The organism is Pseudomonas sp. FSO-7, assembly GCF_059579345.1.
Genome location: NZ_CM184193.1, coordinates 5,105,709 through 5,125,932 on the forward strand (window position 1 = coordinate 5,105,709; position 20,224 = coordinate 5,125,932).

Sequence of the window (20,224 nt, forward strand, 5' to 3'; positions counted from 1 at the left end):
TGACCCGCCTGGAAGCCCCCCAATGTCCGACCGCCTGACCCTGCTGCGTCCCGACGACTGGCATATTCATCTTCGCGATGGTGCTGTGTTGACCCATACCGTCGCCGATGTCGCGCGCACCTTCGGGCGCGCAATCATCATGCCTAACCTGGTTCCACCCGTGCGCAACGCCGCCGAGGCCGATGGCTATCGCCAGCGTATCCTCGCCGCGCGCCCGGCTGGCAGCCGCTTCGAACCGCTGATGGTGCTTTACCTCACCGACCGCACCCAGCCCGAAGAGATTCGCGACGCCAAGGCCAGCGGTTTTGTCCATGCCGCCAAGCTGTACCCCGCCGGCGCGACCACCAACTCCGATTCCGGTGTCACCAGCATCGACAAGATCTTCCCGGCGCTGGAGGCCATGGCCGAAGTCGGCATGCCGTTGTTGATCCATGGTGAAGTCACCCGGGGCGACGTCGACGTGTTCGACCGCGAGAAGATCTTCATCGACGAGCACATGCGCCGCGTCGTGGAGCGTTTCCCGACCCTCAAGGTGGTGTTCGAACACATCACCACCGGCGATGCCGTGCAGTTCGTCAACGAGGCCCCGGCCAACGTCGGCGCGACCATCACCGCCCATCACCTGCTGTACAACCGCAACCACATGCTGGTGGGCGGGATCCGGCCGCACTTCTATTGCCTGCCGATCCTCAAGCGCAATACCCACCAGGAAGCCCTGCTGGACGCCGCCACCAGCGGCAGCGCCAAGTTTTTCCTCGGCACCGACTCGGCGCCCCACGCCCAGCACGCCAAGGAAGCGGCCTGCGGTTGCGCCGGTTGCTACACCGCCTATGCCGCCATCGAGATGTACGCCGAGGCGTTCGAACAGCGCAATGCGCTGGAAAAACTCGAAGGTTTCGCCAGCCAGCATGGTCCGCGCTTCTATGGCCTGCCGGTAAACACCGATCGTATTACCCTGGTCCGTGACGAATGGACCGCCCCCGTCAGCCTGCCCTTCGGCGAGCAGACCGTCATCCCGCTGCGCGCCGGTGAAAAACTGCGCTGGCGCCTGCTGGAGGAAAACGCGTGAGTGAAGATCATTTCGACGACGAACTGGACGGCAACGGTGGCTCGGGCGGCGCCCGTCATCCCATGGCCGCGCGGTTCCGTGGCTACCTGCCGGTCGTCGTCGATGTAGAAACCGGTGGTTTCAATTCCGCCACCGACGCCTTGCTGGAAATCGCCGCGACCACCATCGGCATGGACGAAAAAGGCTTTGTGTTCCCTGACCACACCTATTTCTTCCGTGTCGAACCGTTCGAAGGCGCCAACGTCGAAGCCGCGGCCCTGGAGTTCACCGGGATCAAGCTCGATCACCCGTTGCGCATGGCGGTCAGCGAAGAAACGGCCCTGACCGATATCTTCCGTGGCGTGCGCAAGGCGCTCAAGGCCAACGGTTGCAAGCGGGCGATCCTGGTCGGTCACAACAGCAGCTTCGACCTGGGCTTCCTCAACGCCGCCGTCGCGCGCCTGGACATGAAGCGCAACCCGTTCCATCCGTTCTCCAGCTTCGACACCGCGACCCTGGCGGGCCTGGCGTATGGCCAGACCGTCCTGGCCAAGGCCTGCCAGGCGGCCGACATCGATTTCGATGGCCGTGAAGCCCACTCGGCCCGCTACGACACCGAGAAGACCGCCGAGCTGTTCTGCGGCATCGTCAACCGGTGGAAAGAGATGGGTGGCTGGCAGGATTTCGACGACTGACATCGGCGCCAGATCCAACCCTTGTGGCTCTTGTGGCTCTTGTGGCTCTTGTGGCGAGGGAGCTTGCTCCCGCTGGGCTGCGAAGCGGCCCCTTTTTTTTGCGATTGCTGCGCAATCGAGCGGGAGCAAGCTCCCTCGCCACAGGGTCGCAGATTAGCCAGTGATCTGGCTTGAAACACCCATAAAAAAACCGGCCATCGAGGGCCGGTTTTTTTATGCCGTGTGCGCTTACAGCTTGTCGCTGTGCTCGCCCAGATAAGCGGCAACGCCTTCAGGCGAAGCGGTCATGCCCTTGTCGCCTTTTTTCCAGTTGGCCGGGCAGACTTCGCCGTGCTCTTCGTGGAATTGCAGCGCGTCAACCAGACGGATCAGCTCTTCCATGTTACGGCCCAGCGGCAGGTCGTTGATAATCTGCGAACGGACAACGCCCTTGTCGTCGATCAGGAACGCGCCACGGAAGGCCACGCCGCCTTCGGACTCAACGTCGTAGGCCTTGGCGATTTCGTGCTTCATGTCGGCAGCCATGGTGTATTTCACCTGACCGATACCGCCATTGTTGATCGGGGTGTTGCGCCAGGCGTTGTGAGTGAAGTGCGAGTCGATCGAAACGGCGACCACTTCAACGTTGCGCGCCTTGAAGTCGTCCATGCGGTGATCCAGTGCGATCAGCTCGGACGGGCAGACGAAGGTGAAGTCCAGCGGATAGAAGAACACCAGACCGTATTTGCCTTTGATGGCCGAGGACAGGGTGAAGCTGTCGACGATTTCGCCGTTGCCGAGGACGGCTGGAACGGTAAAGTCTGGGGCTTGTTTGCCTACGAGTACGCTCATTGGATATCTCCTGATGTAATAGCGTGAAAACAAGGTCCGGGCCAGCCTGCCACCCTCAGGCGACAGCCCTGTGACACGAACCCGCTTGCAAGGGCCGACCATCATACACCGCGCATTTGGGCTGTCTTCAACCGTTTTTCGGTGGTATCGAAAAATCGCCGCCCCGCTGCGTGCCGACTTCGTTGTCCGGGAAAAACCGTTCGTCAGCCTGACATCGCTCTGGCACAAGACCTTGAGAAACCACTTTGACAATCATTCTCGTTAACATTAAGATCCGTCTCAATTGAGTCACAACCAGCGACGGTTCTCACTTATGTATGTATGCCTCTGCACTGGCGTCACCGACGGACAAATCCGCGAAGCGATCTATGAAGGTTGCTGCAGCTATCGCGAAGTCCGCCAGGCCACCGGCGTAGCCAGCCAATGCGGCAAATGTGCCTGCCTTGCCAAGGAAGTGGTGCGTGAAACCCTCGCCAAGGTGCAAACGGCACAGGCCTCGATCCCCTACCCCGTAGAATTTACCGCCGCGTAAAGACAGCTTTTCAAAGGAACCGGACTCAATGTCCGGTTTTTTTATGCCTGTAAATCAAATGCTTAGCGTCCAGACGCGGAACACAAACATTCTTATTCCGATTAATTTTCATTTATTATTCAATAACTTAGGTTTGACACCAATAAATACGCGGCTCAAACTCCGCCCTATACACAGCTATTACAGGGCAGGCCCCATCATGAAAGGCGACATTACAGTCATCCAGCATCTCAACAAGATCCTTGCCAATGAGCTGGTCGCGATCAACCAATACTTTCTGCATGCGCGCATGTACGAGGATTGGGGCCTGAACAAGCTGGGCAAGCACGAGTACCACGAGTCCATCGACGAGATGAAGCACGCGGACAAGCTGATCAAGCGCATCCTGTTTCTCGAAGGCCTGCCGAACGTCCAGGACCTGGGCAAGCTGCACATCGGCGAACACACCCGGGAAATGCTTGAGTGCGACCTGCGCATCGAGCGCACCGGCCACGCCGACCTGAAGGCCGCCATCGCCCATTGCGAAAGCGTTGGCGACTTCGGCAGCCGTGAACTGCTGGAAGACATCCTCGAATCCGAGGAAGAGCACATCGACTGGCTGGAAACCCAATTGGGCCTGATCGACAAGGTCGGTCTTGAGAACTACCTGCAATCGCAGATGGGTGAAGAATAAGCGTTCCCCGCAAGCAAGCCACTAAAAAGCCCCGCCCTCTTTCGAGAGGCGGGGCTTTTTATTGCCTGGATTCCAGGCCTACCCAAAACCACTGTGGGAGCGAGCTTGCTCGCGATAGCGGTGGATCAGGTAAAAAAACGCTGACTGACACGCTGCTATCGCGAGCAAGCTCGCTCCCAAAAGGTTTCGTGCTCACCACAATCTATGGGTGAACAGACTTCCATGAATCAGGCTTCGGTCTTGCTCGCCGCCGCTTTTTCTACCGCTTCCTTGATCGTGGCCTGCAGAGAGCCGTCAGCCGCCATCTCGGTCATGATGTCGCTACCACCGATCAGCTCACCGCCCACCCACAGTTGCGGGAAGGTTGGCCAGTTGGCGTACTTGGGCAGGTTGGCGCGGATTTCCGGGTTCTGCAGGATGTCCACGTAGGCAAACTTCTCGCCACACGCCATCACAGCCTGAGCGGCCTTGGCCGAGAAGCCGCACTGTGGTGCGTTCGGCGAGCCTTTCATGTAAAGCAGGATGGTGTTGTTGGCAATCTGGTCTTTAATCGTTTCGATGATATCCATGGAGCACCTCGGCTTAAAACTTTTGCGACGTAAGTTGTCGACACGGTGACGCATTGTAACGGAAAGCCGAACGTGCTCCAGAGACAATTTTACGCAGCAGCCACCTTCACCGATACACCGTTGAGCGCCGCGTTGCCGGACAACTCATCGAGCTGGCAATCATCGGTCAGGTCATTGGCGCTGGAGCCTGGCTGCGCGCTGGCAATGGTCATCTGCACGCCCGGCCGGGCATGACCCCAGCCGTGGGGCAGGCTGACCACGCCTTTCATCATGTCCAGGCTGCCCAGCACCTCGACTTCGATGGCCCCCACTCGCGAACTGACCGTCACGCGCTGCCCGTCGGCAAGACCGCGAGAGGCGAGATCGTCCGGGTGCATCAGCAATTGATGACGCGGCTTGCCCTTCACCAGTCGATGGAAGTTATGCATCCAGGAGTTGTTGCTGCGCACATGGCGGCGGCCAATCATCAGCAACTCATCCGGTTCTGGCGCCTGCAACGCGGCAAAGCGCGCGAGGTCGGCCAGAATCACCGCTGGCGCGGCCTGCACCCGCTGGTTTTCGGTTTTCAAGCGCGGGGCCAGATTGGGCTTGAGTGCGCCGAGGTCGATGCCATGGGGATGGTCGAACAAGGTCGCCAGGGACAGCTTGTGCGGCGAGGCGTCGCCATACGCCCCGTTGCGCAGACCAAAATCGATCATCTGCGCCGGCGGCATGGTCGGTTTGAGTTCCTTGCCGGTCCGGGCAGCGAAGGCCTTGGCCAGGCCGACGAAAATTTCCCAGTCGTGCAGCGCCCCCTCGGGCTTGGGCAGGATCGCCCGGTTGAAACGGGTCACGTTGCGCACCGCGAACAGGTTGAACGTGGTGTCGTAATGATCGTTCTCCAGGGCCGAGGTCGAGGGCAGGATCAGGTCGGCGTAACGGGTGGTTTCGTTGATGTACAAATCGACACTGACCATGAACTCCAGCCCATCCAGAGCCTGCTCCAACTGGCGCCCGTTGGGTGTCGACAGCACCGGGTTGCCGGCCACGGTGACCAGTGCACGAATCTGCCCTTCGCCTTCGGTCAGCATCTCCTCGGCCAGGGCCGACACCGGCAGCTCCCCTGCGTACTCGGGACGCCCGGACACCCGGCTCTGCCAACGATTGAAATGCCCGCCCGAGGTGGTGGCCACCAGGTCCACCGCCGGCTCGGTGCACAAAGCACCGCCCACTCGATCAAGATTGCCGGTCACCAGGTTGATCACCTGGATCAGCCAGTGGCACAGCGTACCGAACGCCTGGGTCGACACCCCCATCCGCCCGTAGCACACCGCTGACGGCGCGGCGGCGAAGTCCCGGGCCAATTGCCGGATCTGCGCTGCCGGCACCGAACAGAGCGGGCTCATCGTTTCAGCCGTGAAAGAGGCAACGGCCGCGCGCACCTCGTCCAGGCCGTCCACCGGCAGATGGCTGTCACGGGTCAGGCCTTCGCTGAACAAGGTATTGAGCAAGCCAAACAGCAGCGCGGCATCACCGCCCGGGCGTACAAAGACATGCTGGTTGGCAATGGCCGCCGTTTCGCTGCGGCGCGGATCGACCACCACCACTTTCCCGCCCCGGGCCTGAATCGCCTTGAGGCGCTTCTCCACGTCTGGCACGGTCATGATGCTGCCGTTGGAGGCCAGTGGGTTACCGCCCAGGATCAGCATGAAGTCGGTGTGGTCGATGTCCGGAATCGGCAGTAGCAAGCCGTGACCGTACATCAGATGGCTGGTCAGGTGATGGGGCAGTTGGTCCACCGAGGTCGCCGAGAAACGGCTGCGGGTCTTCAACAGGCCCAGGAAATAGTTGCTGTGGGTCATCAGCCCATAGTTATGCACGCTGGGGTTGCCCTGGTAGACCGCCACCGCGTTCTGGCCGTGACGCGCCTGGATATCCGCCAGGCGCTCGGCCACCAACGCGAAGGCATCGTCCCAGGCGATGGGATGCCATTCGTTGCCGATACGCTGCATGGGGTGGCGCAGGCGGTCAGGATCGTTCTGGATATCTTGCAGGGCCACCGCCTTGGGGCAGATGTGACCGCGACTGAAGGTGTCCAGCGCATCGCCCTTGATCGAGGTGATCGCCAGGCCCTGGCCGTCGGTTTCGGTGGTTTCGAGGGTCAAGCCACAGATGGCTTCACACAGATGGCACGCACGGTGGTGGAGAGTCTTGGTCATGGCCAGTCTCTGTTTTATTCGTGGCGGGCACTTTCGGCCGCGGGAACAAAACTATGGCGCGTGATTCCCGGCAGCGCCAGCGACGTTCGTCCTGTGAATTGCCGGGCATCAGGCCCACCGATGAAGTGCCTTCAAGGGCCTTCGGGAGGTGGCGCCAGGAGTTGGATTTCCTCGATGGTTTCCACTTGTTCCTGGGCGATGGGTACACCGGTCAGTTCGCCAATCAACCGCCAGTGCTCGTCGAGGCCGCTGCTGATGGTGGCCATGCGATCGATCATCCGGCGGCCGGCGGCCTTGGTCACTTCGTCATCGCTGCGCAGCAATTCGAATGACATGGACGTCACCGATGCCGTCAGGTGGGTCAGCGTGCGTGCGGTCAGCCCCAGCAATTCCATCAATTGTTGCTCTTTCAAATCCATTTCGGGCTCCTGTGCCGCTGAGGCTCATTTATAACCCAGGCCTTTGCATTAGGAAATGTTTCACGGCCACCAGCAGACAGGTACAGGATGGGATGACACGGCGTAAATCGGCCCCTCATCCACGGCACACCCACCGCGCTTGATTGCCAAGCCGAGCGACCCCAGTGTACAAATGGGCCGCTGCTGTCAGGAAACCGGCCTCAAATACGCCATCGCATTCGCGTGATGGCTTCGCTGAAATCCCCAAAAACCGTAGCCCTATTGGTAAGACGCGACATTTAATTATAAGATCGCGCCTTCCCCTATTTCGTCGCCCCGTGCGGCTTTTGCCGCAGGTCTCGCCCGTTTTTTCATTAAACAAGGCTTTGAGCATCTGCGGTCAGTTACAAAAAGGTAGTCAATCATGAGCGCAAGGCACTTTCTCTCCCTGATGGATTTCACGCCCGATGAGTTGCTCGGCGTGATCCGTCGAGGCGTGGAGCTCAAGGACCTGCGTAACCGCGGCGTACTGTTCGAGCCCTTGAAAAACCGCGTGTTGGGGATGATCTTCGAGAAGTCATCGACCCGCACGCGCATCTCTTTCGAAGCCGGCATGATCCAGCTGGGCGGCCAGGCGATCTTCCTGTCGCCCCGCGACACCCAACTGGGCCGTGGCGAACCCATCAGCGATTGCGCCATCGTCATGTCGAGCATGCTCGACGCGATGATGATCCGTACCTTTGCCCACAGCACCCTGACCGAGTTTGCGGCTCATTCCCGCGTACCGGTGATCAACGGCCTGTCCGACGACCTGCACCCCTGCCAGTTGCTGGCCGACATGCAGACCTTCCTCGAGCACCGTGGCTCGATCCAAGGCAAGACCGTGGCCTGGATCGGCGATGGCAACAACATGTGCAACAGCTATATAGAAGCGGCAATGCAGTTCGACTTCCAGTTGCGCATTGCCTGCCCCGAAGGTTTTGACCCCAATGCCGAGCTGCTGGCCAAGGCCGGCGACCGGGTGTCCATCGTCCGTGACCCGAAACAGGCCGTGGCCGGTGCGCACCTGGTGAGCACCGACGTCTGGACCTCCATGGGCCAGGAAGAAGAAACCGCCAGGCGCCTCAAGTTGTTCGCGCCACTGCAGGTCAACCGGGCCCTGCTCGACCTGGCGGATGCCGAGGTGTTGTTCATGCACTGCCTGCCGGCCCACCGTGGCGAGGAGATCAGCATGGACCTGCTGGATGACCCGCGTTCGGTGGCCTGGGACCAGGCCGAGAATCGCCTGCATGCGCAAAAGGCCTTGCTCGAGTTCCTGGTCGAGCCGGCGTATCACCACGCATGAGCCACGCCCTGCTGCTGAACTTGCACAACCTGGCCTGCGGTTATCAGGACCAGCGGGTCGTGCAGAACCTGAACCTGCACCTCAATGCCGGTGATATCGGTTGCCTGCTCGGTTCGTCCGGGTGCGGCAAGACCACGACCTTGCGCGCCATCGCCGGCTTCGAACCGGTGCACGAGGGCGAGATCCAGCTGGCCGGGGAAACCATCTCTCGCGCCGGTTTCACCCTCGCCCCGGAAAAACGCCGCATCGGCATGGTGTTCCAGGATTACGCCCTGTTCCCCCACCTGAGCGTGGCCGAAAACGTTGCCTTTGGCATTCGCAAGCATCCGAACAAGGACCGCGTCGTCGAAGAATTGCTGGAACTGGTCAACCTGAAACACCTGGGCAAGCGTTTTCCCCATGAACTGTCCGGCGGCCAACAGCAGCGCGTGGCCCTGGCCCGCGCGCTGGCGCCGGAACCGCAGCTGCTGTTGCTCGATGAACCGTTCTCCAACCTCGATGGCGAGCTGCGACGCAAGCTCAGCCATGAAGTGCGGGACATTCTCAAGGCCCGCGGCACCAGCGCGATCCTGGTCACCCACGACCAGGAAGAAGCCTTCGCCGTGAGTGACCATGTCGGCGTATTCAGGGAAGGTCGCCTGGAACAGTGGGACACGCCCTACAACCTGTATCACGAACCGTTGACGCCATTCGTCGCCAGTTTCGTTGGCCAGGGCTACTTCATTCGCGGCCAGCTCGACAGCCCGGAATCGGTGCAGACCGAGCTGGGCCTCCTGCGTGGCAACCGAGCCTACACCTGGCCCATCGGCGGCGCGGTGGACGTGCTGCTGCGACCAGATGATATCGTCTACGCCCCGGACAGCCCGCTCACCGCGAGAATCGTTGGCAAGACCTTCCTGGGTGCCTCAACCTTGTATCGCCTGCAGCTGCCCACCGGTGCGCAACTGGAATCGATCTTCCCCAGCCACGCCGACCATCAGGTCGGTGCCGCTGTCGGCATCCGCGTGGCGGCTGAACACCTGGTGCTGTTCCAGGCGTCAGGCAGCACGGCGGCGCATCTGCCACCGGTGGAAAGCGGCGTGCGGCGTTACAGCGCGGCCAGCTAAGACCTGAAGACATGCAAGACCCTGTGGGAGCGAGCTTGCTCGCGATGACATAGGCACATTCAGCATTAATGCACGCTGAACCAGCGCTATCGCGAGCGAGCTCGCTCCCACATTTGATGTCATTGGCTTGAGTGCAGCATCAACGTCCCACTGGCCACCAACGTCGCATTCCCGCCGATCTTCACCCGCTCACCCTCCAACCGGCAAAACAACGCCCCACCCCTGGCCGAACATTGATAAGCCGTCAGTCCGTGCTTGCCCAGGCGCTTGGACCAATAGGGAATCAGGCTGCAATGGGTCGAGCCGGTCACCGGGTCTTCGTTGATGCCGATCGCCGGGGCAAAATAGCGCGAGACAAAATCATGCTTGCTCCCCGGCGCGGTGACGATAGCGCCGGGCCAGGGCAGTTTCGCCAGGGCCGCCATGTCCGGCTTGCAATCGAGCACCGCTTGCTCCGACTCCAGCACCACGAACAGTTCGTTGGAACTCAGCACATCCACCGCCTCGACGCCCAAGGCACTCTGCACAGCCAGGGACGCACCCAACTCGGCAGGCACGACGGCCGGAAAATCCAGCCACAGCCGATCACCTTCACGTGTCACGCTCAACGAACCGGACCGGCAGATGAAATCCAGGCGCTCGACCGTTTCGTGATAGACCTCGAACAGCACATAAGCGCTGGCCAACGTGGCGTGCCCACACAGCGGGACTTCGGTGGTGGGGGTGAACCAGCGGATATGCCAATGCTGGCCTTCACGCACCAGAAATGCGGTTTCAGCCAGGTTATGTTCGGCGGCGATCTTCTGCATCAAATCGTCGGCCAGCCAGCCGTCGAGCCGATAGACCATCGCCGGGTTACCGCCGAACGGCCGATCACTGAACGCATCGACCTGATGAAACGCAAGCTGCATGGCACTTCTCCTTATTTTTTGATGCGCCAGCATGGGGTGTAGCGGTACGGCTTATCCAGTGACAGATCAGTAGAATTTTCACCCTACAGCGCCGGATAAAAAAACCGACTAAAGCCAAGCCTTACGCATCCTTGTGGCGAGGGAGCTTGCTCCCGCCTGGTTGCGCAGCAGCCACCCTGCTATCAAGCCCGCCCGATATCAGCAAACGTCGCCCCGGTGTGCTCCTTCAATACCGAAGGCGCCAGCTCGACTTCCAACCCACGCCTTCCTGCACTGACGAACATGCTGGCGAGTGGTTGTGCGGAATTGTCAATAAACGTGCGCAGACGCTTCTTCTGCCCCAGCGGGCTGATACCACCGAGCAAATAACCGGTCGAACGCTGCGCGGCGGCCGGGTCGGCCATCTCGACCTTCTTCACGCCGGCAGCATGGGCCAGGCCTTTCAAATCCAGGCTCCCGGCCACGGGCACTACCGCTACCAACAACTCACCTTTTTCGCTGGCCGCCAACAACGTCTTGAACACCTGCGCCGGATCCAGCCCGAGCTTTTCCGCCGCCTCCAAGCCATAGGACGCAGCCTTGGGATCGTGTTCATAACTGTGGATGCGATGTTCGGCGCGCACTTTCTTAAGCAGATCCAACGCGGGTGTCATGACCGCTCCTGATAAGGAAATCAAAAAAGACTGAGCGGATTCTAAGCCATCGTCTGTGAAAAGGCTTTGTGGCTGCACTGCCAATGCCAATGACGCGTTGGCAACAGGAGAGTCATTCACAGCGCGAATAGTTTAAATGTGACCAGCGGTTCACTTTCGACCTTTGACACCAGCGTTTCTTGTCTATATTTTTTCGAAACTGAAAGTCACATTGCATGTCTCAAGCTGCAACCCGAGATCAGGATGGGGATCCTGCCTCGGTGGAGGTCGCGCAATCGAGCATTATCGAACGCGCTGCAAAACAACAAAAAACCGAGGTTTGAATGACAACTGCTTTACAACAGCCATCCCTGTCCAGCCAATGCCTGGCCGAATTCCTGGGCACTGGCCTGCTGATCTTTTTTGGCACCGGTTGCGTCGCGGCGCTCAAGGTCGCGGGTGCGAGTTTCGGTTTGTGGGAAATCAGCCTCATCTGGGGCGTCGGTGTCAGCATGGCAATCTACCTGAGCGCAGGCGTTTCCGGCGCCCACCTCAACCCCGCCGTCAGCATCGCCCTGTGCCTGTTCACCGACTTCGAAAAGCGCAAACTGCCTTTCTACATCATTTCCCAAGTGACCGGCGCTTTCTGCGGCGCTCTCCTGGTCTACACGCTGTACAGCAATCTATTCTTCGATTTCGAACAGTCCCGGCACATGATTCGTGGCACCGAAACGAGCCTCGAACTGGCGTCGGTGTTCTCCACCTACCCGCACGCGGCACTGTCCACTGGCCAAGCCTTCCTCGTGGAAGCGATCATCACCGCCATCCTGATGGGCGTGATCATGTCCCTGACCGATGACAACAACGGCTTGCCCCGTGGCCCACTGGCGCCGTTGCTGATCGGCCTGCTGATTGCCGTGATCGGCAGTTCCATGGGGCCGCTGACGGGCTTTGCGATGAACCCGGCGCGGGACTTCGGTCCTAAACTGATGACTTTCTTCGCAGGCTGGGGTGAAATTTCCCTCACGGGTGGACGCGACATCCCGTACTTCCTGGTTCCGATTTTTGCCCCGATCGTGGGGGCGTGCCTCGGTGCTGCGGCCTATCGCGGGTTGATTGCCCGCCACCTGCCCAGCGCCATAACTGCTACAAAGGATGCAAAACCGGCCATTGACGGCAAGCCCAGAACGTCCTGATACAGTCGGCGCAGGCTCCTGCCCTTCGAGCGTGCGCCGTGGCTTCCTCTCCTATTAGTCCCAAGGCAATCGACATGACCGATATCCAGAACAAGAACTACATCATTGCCCTCGACCAGGGTACGACCAGCTCGCGCGCGATCATCTTCGACCGTGATGCCAACGTGGTCTGCACCGCCCAACGCGAATTCGCCCAGCATTACCCGCAAGCCGGCTGGGTCGAACACGACCCGATGGAAATCTTCGCCACCCAGAGCGCGGTCATGGTCGAAGCCCTGGCCCAGGCCGGCCTGCACCATGACCAGGTGGCCGCCATCGGCATCACCAACCAGCGGGAAACCACCGTGGTCTGGGACAAGACCACCGGCCGCCCGATCTACAACGCCATCGTTTGGCAGTGCCGGCGCAGTACCGAGATCTGCCAACAGCTCAAGCGCGACGGCCACGAGCAATACATCAGCCAGACCACCGGCCTGGTCACCGACCCGTACTTCTCCGGCACCAAGCTCAAGTGGATCCTGGACAACGTCGAAGGCAGCCGCGAGCGTGCGCGCAACGGTGAGCTGCTGTTCGGCACGGTCGATAGCTGGCTGATCTGGAAATTCACCGGCGGCAAGGTCCACGTAACCGACTACACCAACGCCTCGCGCACAATGCTCTTCAACATTCACTCCCTGGAATGGGACGCCAAGATGCTCGATATCCTCGACATCCCCCGCGAAATGCTCCCCGAAGTGAAATCGTCCTCGCAAATCTATGGCCGCACCAAGAGCGGCATCGCCATCGGTGGCATCGCCGGCGACCAGCAGGCCGCCCTGTTCGGCCAGATGTGCGTGGAGCCGGGCCAGGCGAAAAACACCTACGGCACCGGCTGCTTCCTGCTGATGAACACCGGGAAAAAAGCCGTGAAATCCAATCACGGCATGCTCACCACCATCGCCTGCGGCCCCCGTGGCGAAGTGGCCTACGCCCTGGAAGGGGCCGTATTCAATGGCGGCTCCACAGTCCAATGGCTGCGCGATGAACTGAAGATCATCAACGACGCCCTGGACACCGAATACTTTGCCAACAAGGTCAAGGACAGCAACGGTGTGTACCTGGTGCCTGCCTTCACCGGCCTGGGCGCGCCGTATTGGGACCCCTATGCCCGTGGCGCGCTGTTTGGCCTGACCCGTGGCGTACGGGTCGACCACATCATCCGCGCAGCGCTGGAGTCGATTGCCTACCAGACCCGCGACGTACTCGACGCCATGCAACAGGATTCGGGTGAACGCCTCAGGGCCCTGCGCGTCGACGGTGGCGCGGTGGCGAACAACTTCCTGATGCAGTTCCAGGCCGACATCCTCGGCACTCAGGTCGAGCGGCCGAAAATGCGTGAAACCACAGCCCTGGGTGCGGCGTACCTGGCCGGCCTGGCGTGCGGCTTCTGGGGCAGCCTGGAAGAACTGCGCGGCAAAGCGGTGATCGAGCGCGAATTCGAACCGCAACTGGACGAGGCGGCGAAAGAAAAACTCTATGCCGGCTGGCAGAAAGCGGTCAGCCGCACCCGCGACTGGGAGCCCCATGAAGACGCTGAATAAGGCCTGATAAGGTTCTGAAACTGGTCGGGAGTGGATTCCTGCGGCATCATGGGCAAATTTTGTACGGCAGCCCAAAGGAAGCCCCATGAATCTGCCTCCCCGCCAGCAGCAAATCCTCGAACTGGTCCGCGAACGCGGCTATGTCAGCATCGAGGAAATGGCGCAGTTATTCGTCGTCACCCCGCAAACCATCCGTCGCGACATCAATCAACTGGCGGAAGTGAACCTGCTGCGCCGCTACCACGGCGGCGCCGCCTACGATTCAAGCGTGGAAAACACCGCCTACGCCATGCGCGCCGACCAGATGCGCGACGAGAAGCAACGCATCGCCGAAGCCATCGCCGCCCAGATCCCCGATCACGCCTCGCTGTTTATCAACATCGGCACCACCACCGAATCCATCGCCCGAGCGCTGCTCAATCACAACCATCTGAAGGTCATCACCAACAACCTGCACGTGGCGTCGATCCTCAGCGCCAAGGACGACTTCGAAGTCCTGATCGCCGGCGGCAACGTACGGCGTGACGGTGGCGTGGTGGGCCAGGCCAGCGTCGACTTCATCAACCAGTTCAAGGTCGACTTCGCCCTGGTGGGCATCAGCGGGATCGATGAAGACGGCAGCCTGCTGGACTTCGACTACCAGGAAGTGCGGGTTTCCCAAGCCATCATCGCCAATGCCCGGCAAGTCCTGTTGGCGGCGGACTCCAGCAAATTCGGGCGCAACGCCATGGTCCGCCTGGGCCCCATCAGCCTGATCGACTGCCTGGTGACCGACCAGCAACCCGTGCCGGCCCTGACGCAACTGCTGAGCCAGCACAAGATTCGGCTGGAGGTGGTCTGAGTTCACCCCCGCCCCTCCCCCTGTGACGAGGGGATTTATCCCCGCTGGGCTGCGAAGCAGACCTAAACCCGGCGACTCGGTGTATCAGGCGAATTGAGTGACTGTATTGGGGCTGCTACGCAGCCCAGCGGGGATAAATCCCCTCGCCACAAAAGCATCCCCACTCACACCCCTCGCCCGGCCTCATGTTCGTAAATTTTCCTTTCAGCTTCCTTCGATCAGTAATTTCAATCGAATTCGACTGGCTGTGGCTGTGCTTATGGGCTAGTATTTTCGCAAATGAACATTTATGTTCGAATTCAAATATTACGAAAAAAGCCCGAGGCCAGCCGATGCCCACTTCTACCTTGCCTACGCCCCCTCTCGCCGAGATCTATGACGTCGCCGTCATTGGCGGCGGTATCAATGGCGTGGGGATTGCCGCGGACGCTGCCGGTCGCGGTCTTTCGGTGTTCCTTTGTGAAAAGGACGACCTGGCCAGCCATACTTCTTCGGCCAGCAGCAAGCTGATCCATGGCGGCCTGCGCTACCTTGAACATTATGAGTTCCGCCTGGTGCGTGAAGCACTGGCCGAACGCGAAGTGCTGCTGACCAAGGCCCCGCACATCGTCAAGCAAATGCGCTTCGTGCTGCCCCACCGCCCGCACCTGCGCCCGGCCTGGATGATTCGCGCCGGGCTGTTCCTCTACGATCACCTGGGCAAACGTGAACAGCTCGCCGGCTCCAAAAGCCTGAAATTCGGTGCCGACAGCGCGCTGAAAAGCGAGATCACCAAAGGTTTCGAATATTCCGACTGCTGGGTCGACGACGCACGGCTGGTGGTGCTCAACGCCATGGCCGCCCGGGAAAAAGGCGCGCATATCCACACCCGCACCCGCTGTGTGAACGCCCGCCGCAGCAAAGGCCTGTGGCATTTGCACCTGGAGCGTGCCGACGGCAGCCTGTTTTCGATCCGCGCCAAGGCGTTGGTCAATGCCGCCGGCCCGTGGGTCGCCAAGTTCATTCGCGATGACCTGAAGCTGGAATCACCCTACGGCATCCGCCTGATCCAGGGCAGCCACCTGATCGTGCCGAAACTCTACGAAGGCGAACATGCGCACATTCTGCAAAACGAGGATCAGCGCATCGTGTTCACCATTCCGTATCTGAACCAGTTCACCCTGATCGGTACGACGGATCGCGAATACACCGGCGACCCGGCCAAAGTGGCAATCACCGAAGGCGAAACCGATTACCTGCTGAAAGTGGTCAATGCCCACTTCAAGAAGCAGATCAGCCGCGACGATATCCTGCACAGCTATTCCGGTGTCCGTCCGCTGTGCAACGACGAATCCGACAATCCATCGGCCGTGACCCGGGACTACACCCTGGCGCTGTCGGGCGGCGGCGAAGAAGCCCCGTTGCTGTCGGTGTTCGGCGGCAAGCTGACCACTTATCGCAAACTGGCCGAATCGGCCATGGCGCAACTGGCTCCCTACTTCACGCAGATGCGCGGGAGCTGGACCGCCGTAGAGGCCCTCCCCGGCGGCGAAAACATAACCACCCCGCAAGCCCTGTGCTCGGCGCTGCGTGACAAGTTCGACTGGCTGCCAACCGTCATCGCTCGCCGCTGGGCCACCACCTATGGCAGCCGTACCTGGCGCATGCTCGAAGGCGTGCATGACCTGGGCGACCTGGGCGAGCACCTCGGTGCCGGCCTTTACACCCGCGAAGTCGATTATCTATGCAGCGACGAATGGGCCGTCGATGCCCAGGACATCCTCTGGCGCCGCAGCAAGCTGGGCTTGTTCACCACCCCGGCCGAGCAGGAGAAGCTGCAGCAGTACCTGGAGAAGGTCGAGCACAACCGTCGCAAGATCGAAGCGGCCTGACTGATATCCCGCAAAACCCAAAGCCCCTGAATCCAGCGATTCAGGGGCTTTTTGCTATCTGGCGTCCACCGATGCCCCCCTGTGAGAGCGAGCTTGCTCGCGATGACGCCAGCACATTCAACCTCTATGTGACTGACCCACCGCTATCGCGAGCAAGCTCGCTCCCACAGTGGGTCGAGGCAGGCTCAAGCCATTCGGTTTTCCGAACACGACCCTCCAGTCAGTTCGGCAAACCGGATAAAGCATTCCGCATAAAACCTGAAACAAAACATTAATTACCTTTAAAAACAATAAGTTATTTATAGGCGACTGGCCTGGCACGACTCATGCTCTACACTCCTGGAGACGAATGCCTGCACGCCAACACACCAGGAGCTGCCAGGCATCTCGAAGTACTCAGGGCCGACGAACCGGCCGAAATAAAAAAAACAATGTCGAGGAAACATCGATGCGTATCGTTCCCCATCTCCTGGGCGCAGCCATTGCTGCCGCTCTGATCAGCACTCCGGTTTTCGCAGCCGAACTGACCGGCACACTGAAAAAGATCAAAGAGTCCGGCGTCATTACGCTTGGCCATCGCGACGCTTCCATTCCGTTCTCCTACATCGCAGACGCTTCCGGCAAGCCGGTCGGCTACTCCCACGACATCCAGCTGAAAGTCGTCGAAGCCCTGAAGAAAGAGCTGGACGTGCCGAACCTGCAGGTCAAGTACAACCTGGTCACCTCGCAAACCCGTATCCCGCTGGTGCAGAACGGCACCGTGGACCTGGAGTGCGGCTCCACCACCAATAACGTTGAGCGCCAGCAGCAAGTCGCCTTCTCCGTTGGCATCTTCGAAATCGGTACCAAGCTGCTGTCCAAGAAAGACTCCAAGTACAAGGATTTCGACGACCTCAAGGGCAAGAACGTCGTGACCACCGCCGGCACCACGTCCGAGCGCCTGCTCAAGGCCATGAACGCCGACAAGCAAATGGGCATGAACGTCATCTCCGCCAAGGACCACGGCGAATCCTTCCAGATGCTGGAATCGGGTCGTGCCGTCGCGTTCATGATGGACGACGCCCTGCTGGCCGGCGAAGCCGCCAAGGCCAAGAAGGCTGATGACTGGGCCGTCACCGGTACACCTCAGTCCTACGAAATCTACGGCTGCATGATGCGCAAAGGCGACGAGCCATTCAAAAAGGCTGTGGATGACGCCATCAAGGCCACCTACGCTTCGGGCGAGATCAACAAGATCTACGAAAAATGGTTCATGCAGCCGATCCCGCCAAAAGGCCTGAACCTGAACTTCCCGATGAGCGAAGAACTCAAGGCTTTGATCGCCAACCCGACCGATAAAGCGGCTGACGACAAGAAATCCTGATTTCTGACTAACCTTATCCTCTGAAGGGGCCCGGCCCTTTCAGGGGATGGTCACTCCCTGCTGGCAAATCTGGAAACACTCGAACCGGTGGCTGTCGAGCCGCTCGTGTGTGCCTGGCGTTCAACGTCGGGTGGGAAAGGACTTCCCCCTGCAGATATTTGTACATCGATCGATCTGAGGGGAGACCCTAATGAATTACAACTGGGACTGGGGCGTGTTCTTCAAGTCCACCGGCGTGGGCAGCGAGGTTTATCTCGACTGGTACGTGGCCGGCCTGGGCTGGACCATCGCCATCGCCGTCGTCGCCTGGATCATTGCCCTGCTGCTGGGCTCGATCCTGGGTGTGATGCGTACCGTGCCGAACCGGCTGGTGTCGGGTATCGCCACGTGCTACGTGGAGCTTTTCCGTAACGTGCCGCTGCTGGTTCAGCTGTTCATCTGGTACTTCCTGGTGCCGGACCTGCTGCCCGCCGATATGCAGGAGTGGTACAAGCAGGACCTGAACCCGACCACCTCGGCCTACCTGAGCGTCGTGGTGTGCCTGGGCCTGTTCACCGCCGCCCGGGTCTGCGAACAAGTGCGCACCGGCATCCAGGCGCTGCCGCGCGGCCAGGAATCCGCCGCCCGCGCCATGGGCTTCAAGCTGCCGCAGATCTACTGGAACGTGCTGCTGCCCCAGGCCTACCGGATCATCATTCCGCCGCTTACCTCGGAATTCCTCAACGTCTTCAAGAACTCCTCCGTGGCCTCGCTGATCGGCCTGATGGAGCTGCTCGCGCAGACCAAACAGACCGCCGAGTTCTCCGCCAACCTGTTCGAAGCCTTCACCCTGGCGACGCTGATCTACTTCACCCTGAACATGAGCCTGATGCTGCTCATGCGCATGGTCGAGAAGAAAGTCGCGGTGCCCGGCCTGATCTCCGTGGGGGGTAAATAATGGAATTCGACTTCACTGGCATCATCCCGGCCATTCCCGGCTTGTGGAACGGCATGGTGATGACCCTCAAGCTGATGGCCCTGGGTGTCGTCGGCGGGATCATCCTGGGGACGATCCTGGCGCTGATGCGCCTGTCCCACAACAAGCTGGTCTCCAATATCGCTGGCGCCTACGTCAACTATTTCCGCTCGATTCCACTGCTGCTGGTCATCACCTGGTTCTACCTGGCGGTGCCGTTCGTGCTGCGCTGGATCACCGGCGAGGACACGCCGATCGGTGCGTTCGGCTCCTGCGTCGTGGCGTTCATGATGTTCGAGGCGGCGTACTTCTGCGAAATCGTGCGGGCCGGCGTACAGTCGATCCCCAAGGGCCAGATGGGCGCCGCACAGGCACTGGGCATGAACTATGGCCAGACCATGCGCCTGATCATCCTGCCCCAGGCGTTTCGCAAGATGACCCCGCTGCTGCTGCAACAAAGCATCATCCTGTTTCAGGACACCTCGCTGGTCTACACGGTCGGCCTGGTGGACTTCCTCAATGCTTCGCGGGCCAATGGCGACATCATCGGCCGCTCCAATGAGTTCCTGATCATCGCAGGTCTCGTGTACTTCACAATCAGCTTTGCCGCCTCGCTGCTGGTCAAGCGTCTGCAAAAAAGGTTCGCCGTATGATCTCTATCAAGAACATCAACAAGTGGTATGGGGACTTCCAGGTACTGACCAATTGCAGCACCGAGGTCAGCAAGGGTGAGGTTGTGGTGGTGTGCGGCCCTTCGGGTTCGGGCAAATCCACGCTGATCAAGTGCGTGAACGCCCTGGAACCGTTCCAGAAAGGCGACATCGTGGTCGACGGCACGTCCATCGCCGACCCGAAGACCAACCTGCCGAAACTGCGTTCGCGGGTGGGCATGGTGTTCCAGCATTTCGAACTGTTTCCGCACCTGACCATCACCGAGAACCTGACCATCGCGCAGATCAAGGTGCTGGGCCGCAGCAAGGAAGAAGCCACCAAGAAAGGCCTGCAACTGCTTGAGCGCGTTGGCCTTTCTGCCCACGCCCACAAGCACCCGGGCCAGCTCTCCGGCGGCCAGCAGCAGCGCGTGGCGATTGCCCGTGCCCTGGCGATGGACCCGGTGGTGATGCTGTTCGACGAACCGACCTCGGCCCTTGACCCGGAAATGGTCAACGAAGTGCTCGACGTCATGGTGCAACTGGCCCACGAAGGCATGACCATGATGTGCGTGACCCACGAAATGGGCTTCGCCCGCAAAGTGGCGAACCGGGTGATCTTCATGGACCAGGGCCAGATCATCGAAGACTGCAAGAAAGAAGAGTTCTTCGGCGACATCAGCGCCCGCTCCGAACGTGCGCAGCATTTCCTTGAGAAAATCCTGCAGCACTAAACAACACCGCTTCCCACTGTGGGAGCGAGCTTGCTTGCGATAGCGGACTGCCAGTCACCTTATTGTCGACTGATCAGCAGTCATCGCGAGCAAGCT

20 protein-coding genes are annotated in these 20,224 nt (G+C 60.2%); 14 read left to right on the forward strand and 6 right to left on the reverse strand.

What is annotated here, in order from left to right; genetic code table 11:
- The first annotated feature begins 22 nt into the window (after positions 1-22).
- Both pyrC and rnt read left to right on the forward strand, forming a co-directional pair.
- A complete protein-coding gene (gene pyrC / locus AC515T_RS22360; protein ID WP_496530059.1) occupies positions 23-1,069 on the forward strand; it encodes a dihydroorotase in 1,047 nt (348 codons plus the stop codon).
- Positions 1,066-1,743 carry a ribonuclease T gene (rnt, locus tag AC515T_RS22365; protein WP_003204947.1) on the forward strand — a complete coding sequence of 226 codons (678 nt, stop codon included), beginning with the start codon at positions 1,066-1,068 and terminating at the stop codon, positions 1,741-1,743. The genes pyrC and rnt overlap by 4 nt, the downstream gene beginning before the upstream one ends.
- Before the next feature lie 228 nt (positions 1,744-1,971).
- Here rnt and AC515T_RS22370 read toward each other — a convergent pair whose 3' ends face one another.
- Positions 1,972-2,574 (reverse strand): peroxiredoxin, encoded by a 603-nt coding sequence (locus tag AC515T_RS22370; RefSeq protein WP_003204949.1) that lies wholly within the window; start codon positions 2,572-2,574, stop codon positions 1,972-1,974.
- Between the two features lie 313 nt (positions 2,575-2,887).
- Between AC515T_RS22370 and AC515T_RS22375 the strand changes: the two genes are divergently transcribed.
- Complete coding sequence (locus tag AC515T_RS22375) at positions 2,888-3,106, forward strand: bacterioferritin-associated ferredoxin (RefSeq protein WP_003178704.1); 219 nt, start codon at positions 2,888-2,890, stop codon at positions 3,104-3,106.
- A gap of 199 nt (positions 3,107-3,305) precedes the next feature.
- Complete coding sequence (bfr, locus tag AC515T_RS22380; RefSeq protein WP_003178701.1) at positions 3,306-3,779, forward strand: bacterioferritin; 474 nt, start codon at positions 3,306-3,308, stop codon at positions 3,777-3,779.
- Between the two features lie 227 nt (positions 3,780-4,006).
- On the opposite strand, the gene grxD is transcribed toward bfr, so the two are convergent.
- The 3 genes from grxD to plzR form a co-directional block, all read right to left on the reverse strand.
- A complete protein-coding gene (gene grxD / locus AC515T_RS22385) occupies positions 4,007-4,348 on the reverse strand; it encodes a Grx4 family monothiol glutaredoxin (RefSeq protein ID WP_496530060.1) in 342 nt (113 codons plus the stop codon).
- An 89-nt stretch (positions 4,349-4,437) separates the two neighbouring features.
- Entirely contained in the window at positions 4,438-6,546 is a 2,109-nt protein-coding gene (locus AC515T_RS22390; RefSeq protein WP_496530061.1) for a molybdopterin oxidoreductase family protein, read from the reverse strand.
- A gap of 131 nt (positions 6,547-6,677) precedes the next feature.
- Positions 6,678-6,965 (reverse strand): PlzR type 4 pili assembly inhibitor, encoded by a 288-nt coding sequence (gene plzR / locus AC515T_RS22395; protein WP_496530062.1) that lies wholly within the window; start codon positions 6,963-6,965, stop codon positions 6,678-6,680.
- 403 nt (positions 6,966-7,368) lie between these two features.
- Here plzR and argF point away from each other — a divergent pair, with 403 nt between their 5' ends.
- Together argF and AC515T_RS22405 are read left to right on the forward strand one after the other, a co-directional pair.
- Positions 7,369-8,289 carry an ornithine carbamoyltransferase gene (argF, locus tag AC515T_RS22400; RefSeq protein ID WP_122569353.1) on the forward strand — a complete coding sequence of 307 codons (921 nt, stop codon included), beginning with the start codon at positions 7,369-7,371 and terminating at the stop codon, positions 8,287-8,289.
- A complete protein-coding gene (locus AC515T_RS22405; RefSeq protein ID WP_496530063.1) occupies positions 8,286-9,395 on the forward strand; it encodes an ABC transporter ATP-binding protein in 1,110 nt (369 codons plus the stop codon). Before argF ends, AC515T_RS22405 begins: the two co-directional genes overlap by 4 nt.
- 119 nt (positions 9,396-9,514) lie before the next feature.
- Here the strand turns inward: AC515T_RS22405 and AC515T_RS22410 are convergent, their stop codons facing one another.
- Together AC515T_RS22410 and ybaK are read right to left on the reverse strand one after the other, a co-directional pair.
- The gene (locus tag AC515T_RS22410; protein WP_305468215.1) at positions 9,515-10,306 is read right to left on the reverse strand and encodes a PhzF family phenazine biosynthesis protein; all 792 of its coding nucleotides are present in this window, start codon (positions 10,304-10,306) and stop codon (positions 9,515-9,517) included.
- A gap of 182 nt (positions 10,307-10,488) precedes the next feature.
- Complete coding sequence (ybaK, locus tag AC515T_RS22415) at positions 10,489-10,959, reverse strand: Cys-tRNA(Pro) deacylase (protein ID WP_003204968.1); 471 nt, start codon at positions 10,957-10,959, stop codon at positions 10,489-10,491.
- Positions 10,960-11,282: 323 nt separating this feature from the next.
- Between ybaK and AC515T_RS22420 the strand changes: the two genes are divergently transcribed.
- The 8 genes from AC515T_RS22420 (at position 11,283) to AC515T_RS22455 (ending at position 20,128) form a co-directional block, all read left to right on the forward strand.
- Complete coding sequence (locus AC515T_RS22420; protein ID WP_496530064.1) at positions 11,283-12,134, forward strand: MIP/aquaporin family protein; 852 nt, start codon at positions 11,283-11,285, stop codon at positions 12,132-12,134.
- Positions 12,135-12,208: 74 nt separating this feature from the next.
- The gene (gene glpK, locus AC515T_RS22425) at positions 12,209-13,714 is read left to right on the forward strand and encodes a glycerol kinase GlpK (RefSeq protein ID WP_496530065.1); all 1,506 of its coding nucleotides are present in this window, start codon (positions 12,209-12,211) and stop codon (positions 13,712-13,714) included.
- Positions 13,715-13,799: 85 nt separating this feature from the next.
- Positions 13,800-14,555 (forward strand): DeoR/GlpR family transcriptional regulator, encoded by a 756-nt coding sequence (locus AC515T_RS22430; RefSeq protein ID WP_496530066.1) that lies wholly within the window; start codon positions 13,800-13,802, stop codon positions 14,553-14,555.
- Between the two features lie 332 nt (positions 14,556-14,887).
- The gene (gene glpD / locus AC515T_RS22435; RefSeq protein ID WP_496530067.1) at positions 14,888-16,426 is read left to right on the forward strand and encodes a glycerol-3-phosphate dehydrogenase; all 1,539 of its coding nucleotides are present in this window, start codon (positions 14,888-14,890) and stop codon (positions 16,424-16,426) included.
- 448 nt (positions 16,427-16,874) lie between these two features.
- Positions 16,875-17,789 (forward strand): glutamate/aspartate ABC transporter substrate-binding protein, encoded by a 915-nt coding sequence (locus tag AC515T_RS22440; protein ID WP_496530068.1) that lies wholly within the window; start codon positions 16,875-16,877, stop codon positions 17,787-17,789.
- A gap of 190 nt (positions 17,790-17,979) precedes the next feature.
- Positions 17,980-18,726, forward strand: a complete 747-nt coding sequence (locus tag AC515T_RS22445; protein ID WP_496530069.1) for an amino acid ABC transporter permease — start codon at positions 17,980-17,982, stop codon at positions 18,724-18,726.
- A complete protein-coding gene (locus AC515T_RS22450) occupies positions 18,726-19,397 on the forward strand; it encodes an amino acid ABC transporter permease (RefSeq protein ID WP_109753832.1) in 672 nt (223 codons plus the stop codon). The genes AC515T_RS22445 and AC515T_RS22450 overlap by 1 nt, the downstream gene beginning before the upstream one ends.
- Complete coding sequence (locus tag AC515T_RS22455; protein WP_003204983.1) at positions 19,394-20,128, forward strand: amino acid ABC transporter ATP-binding protein; 735 nt, start codon at positions 19,394-19,396, stop codon at positions 20,126-20,128. The genes AC515T_RS22450 and AC515T_RS22455 overlap by 4 nt, the downstream gene beginning before the upstream one ends.
- Positions 20,129-20,224 lie beyond the last annotated feature (96 nt).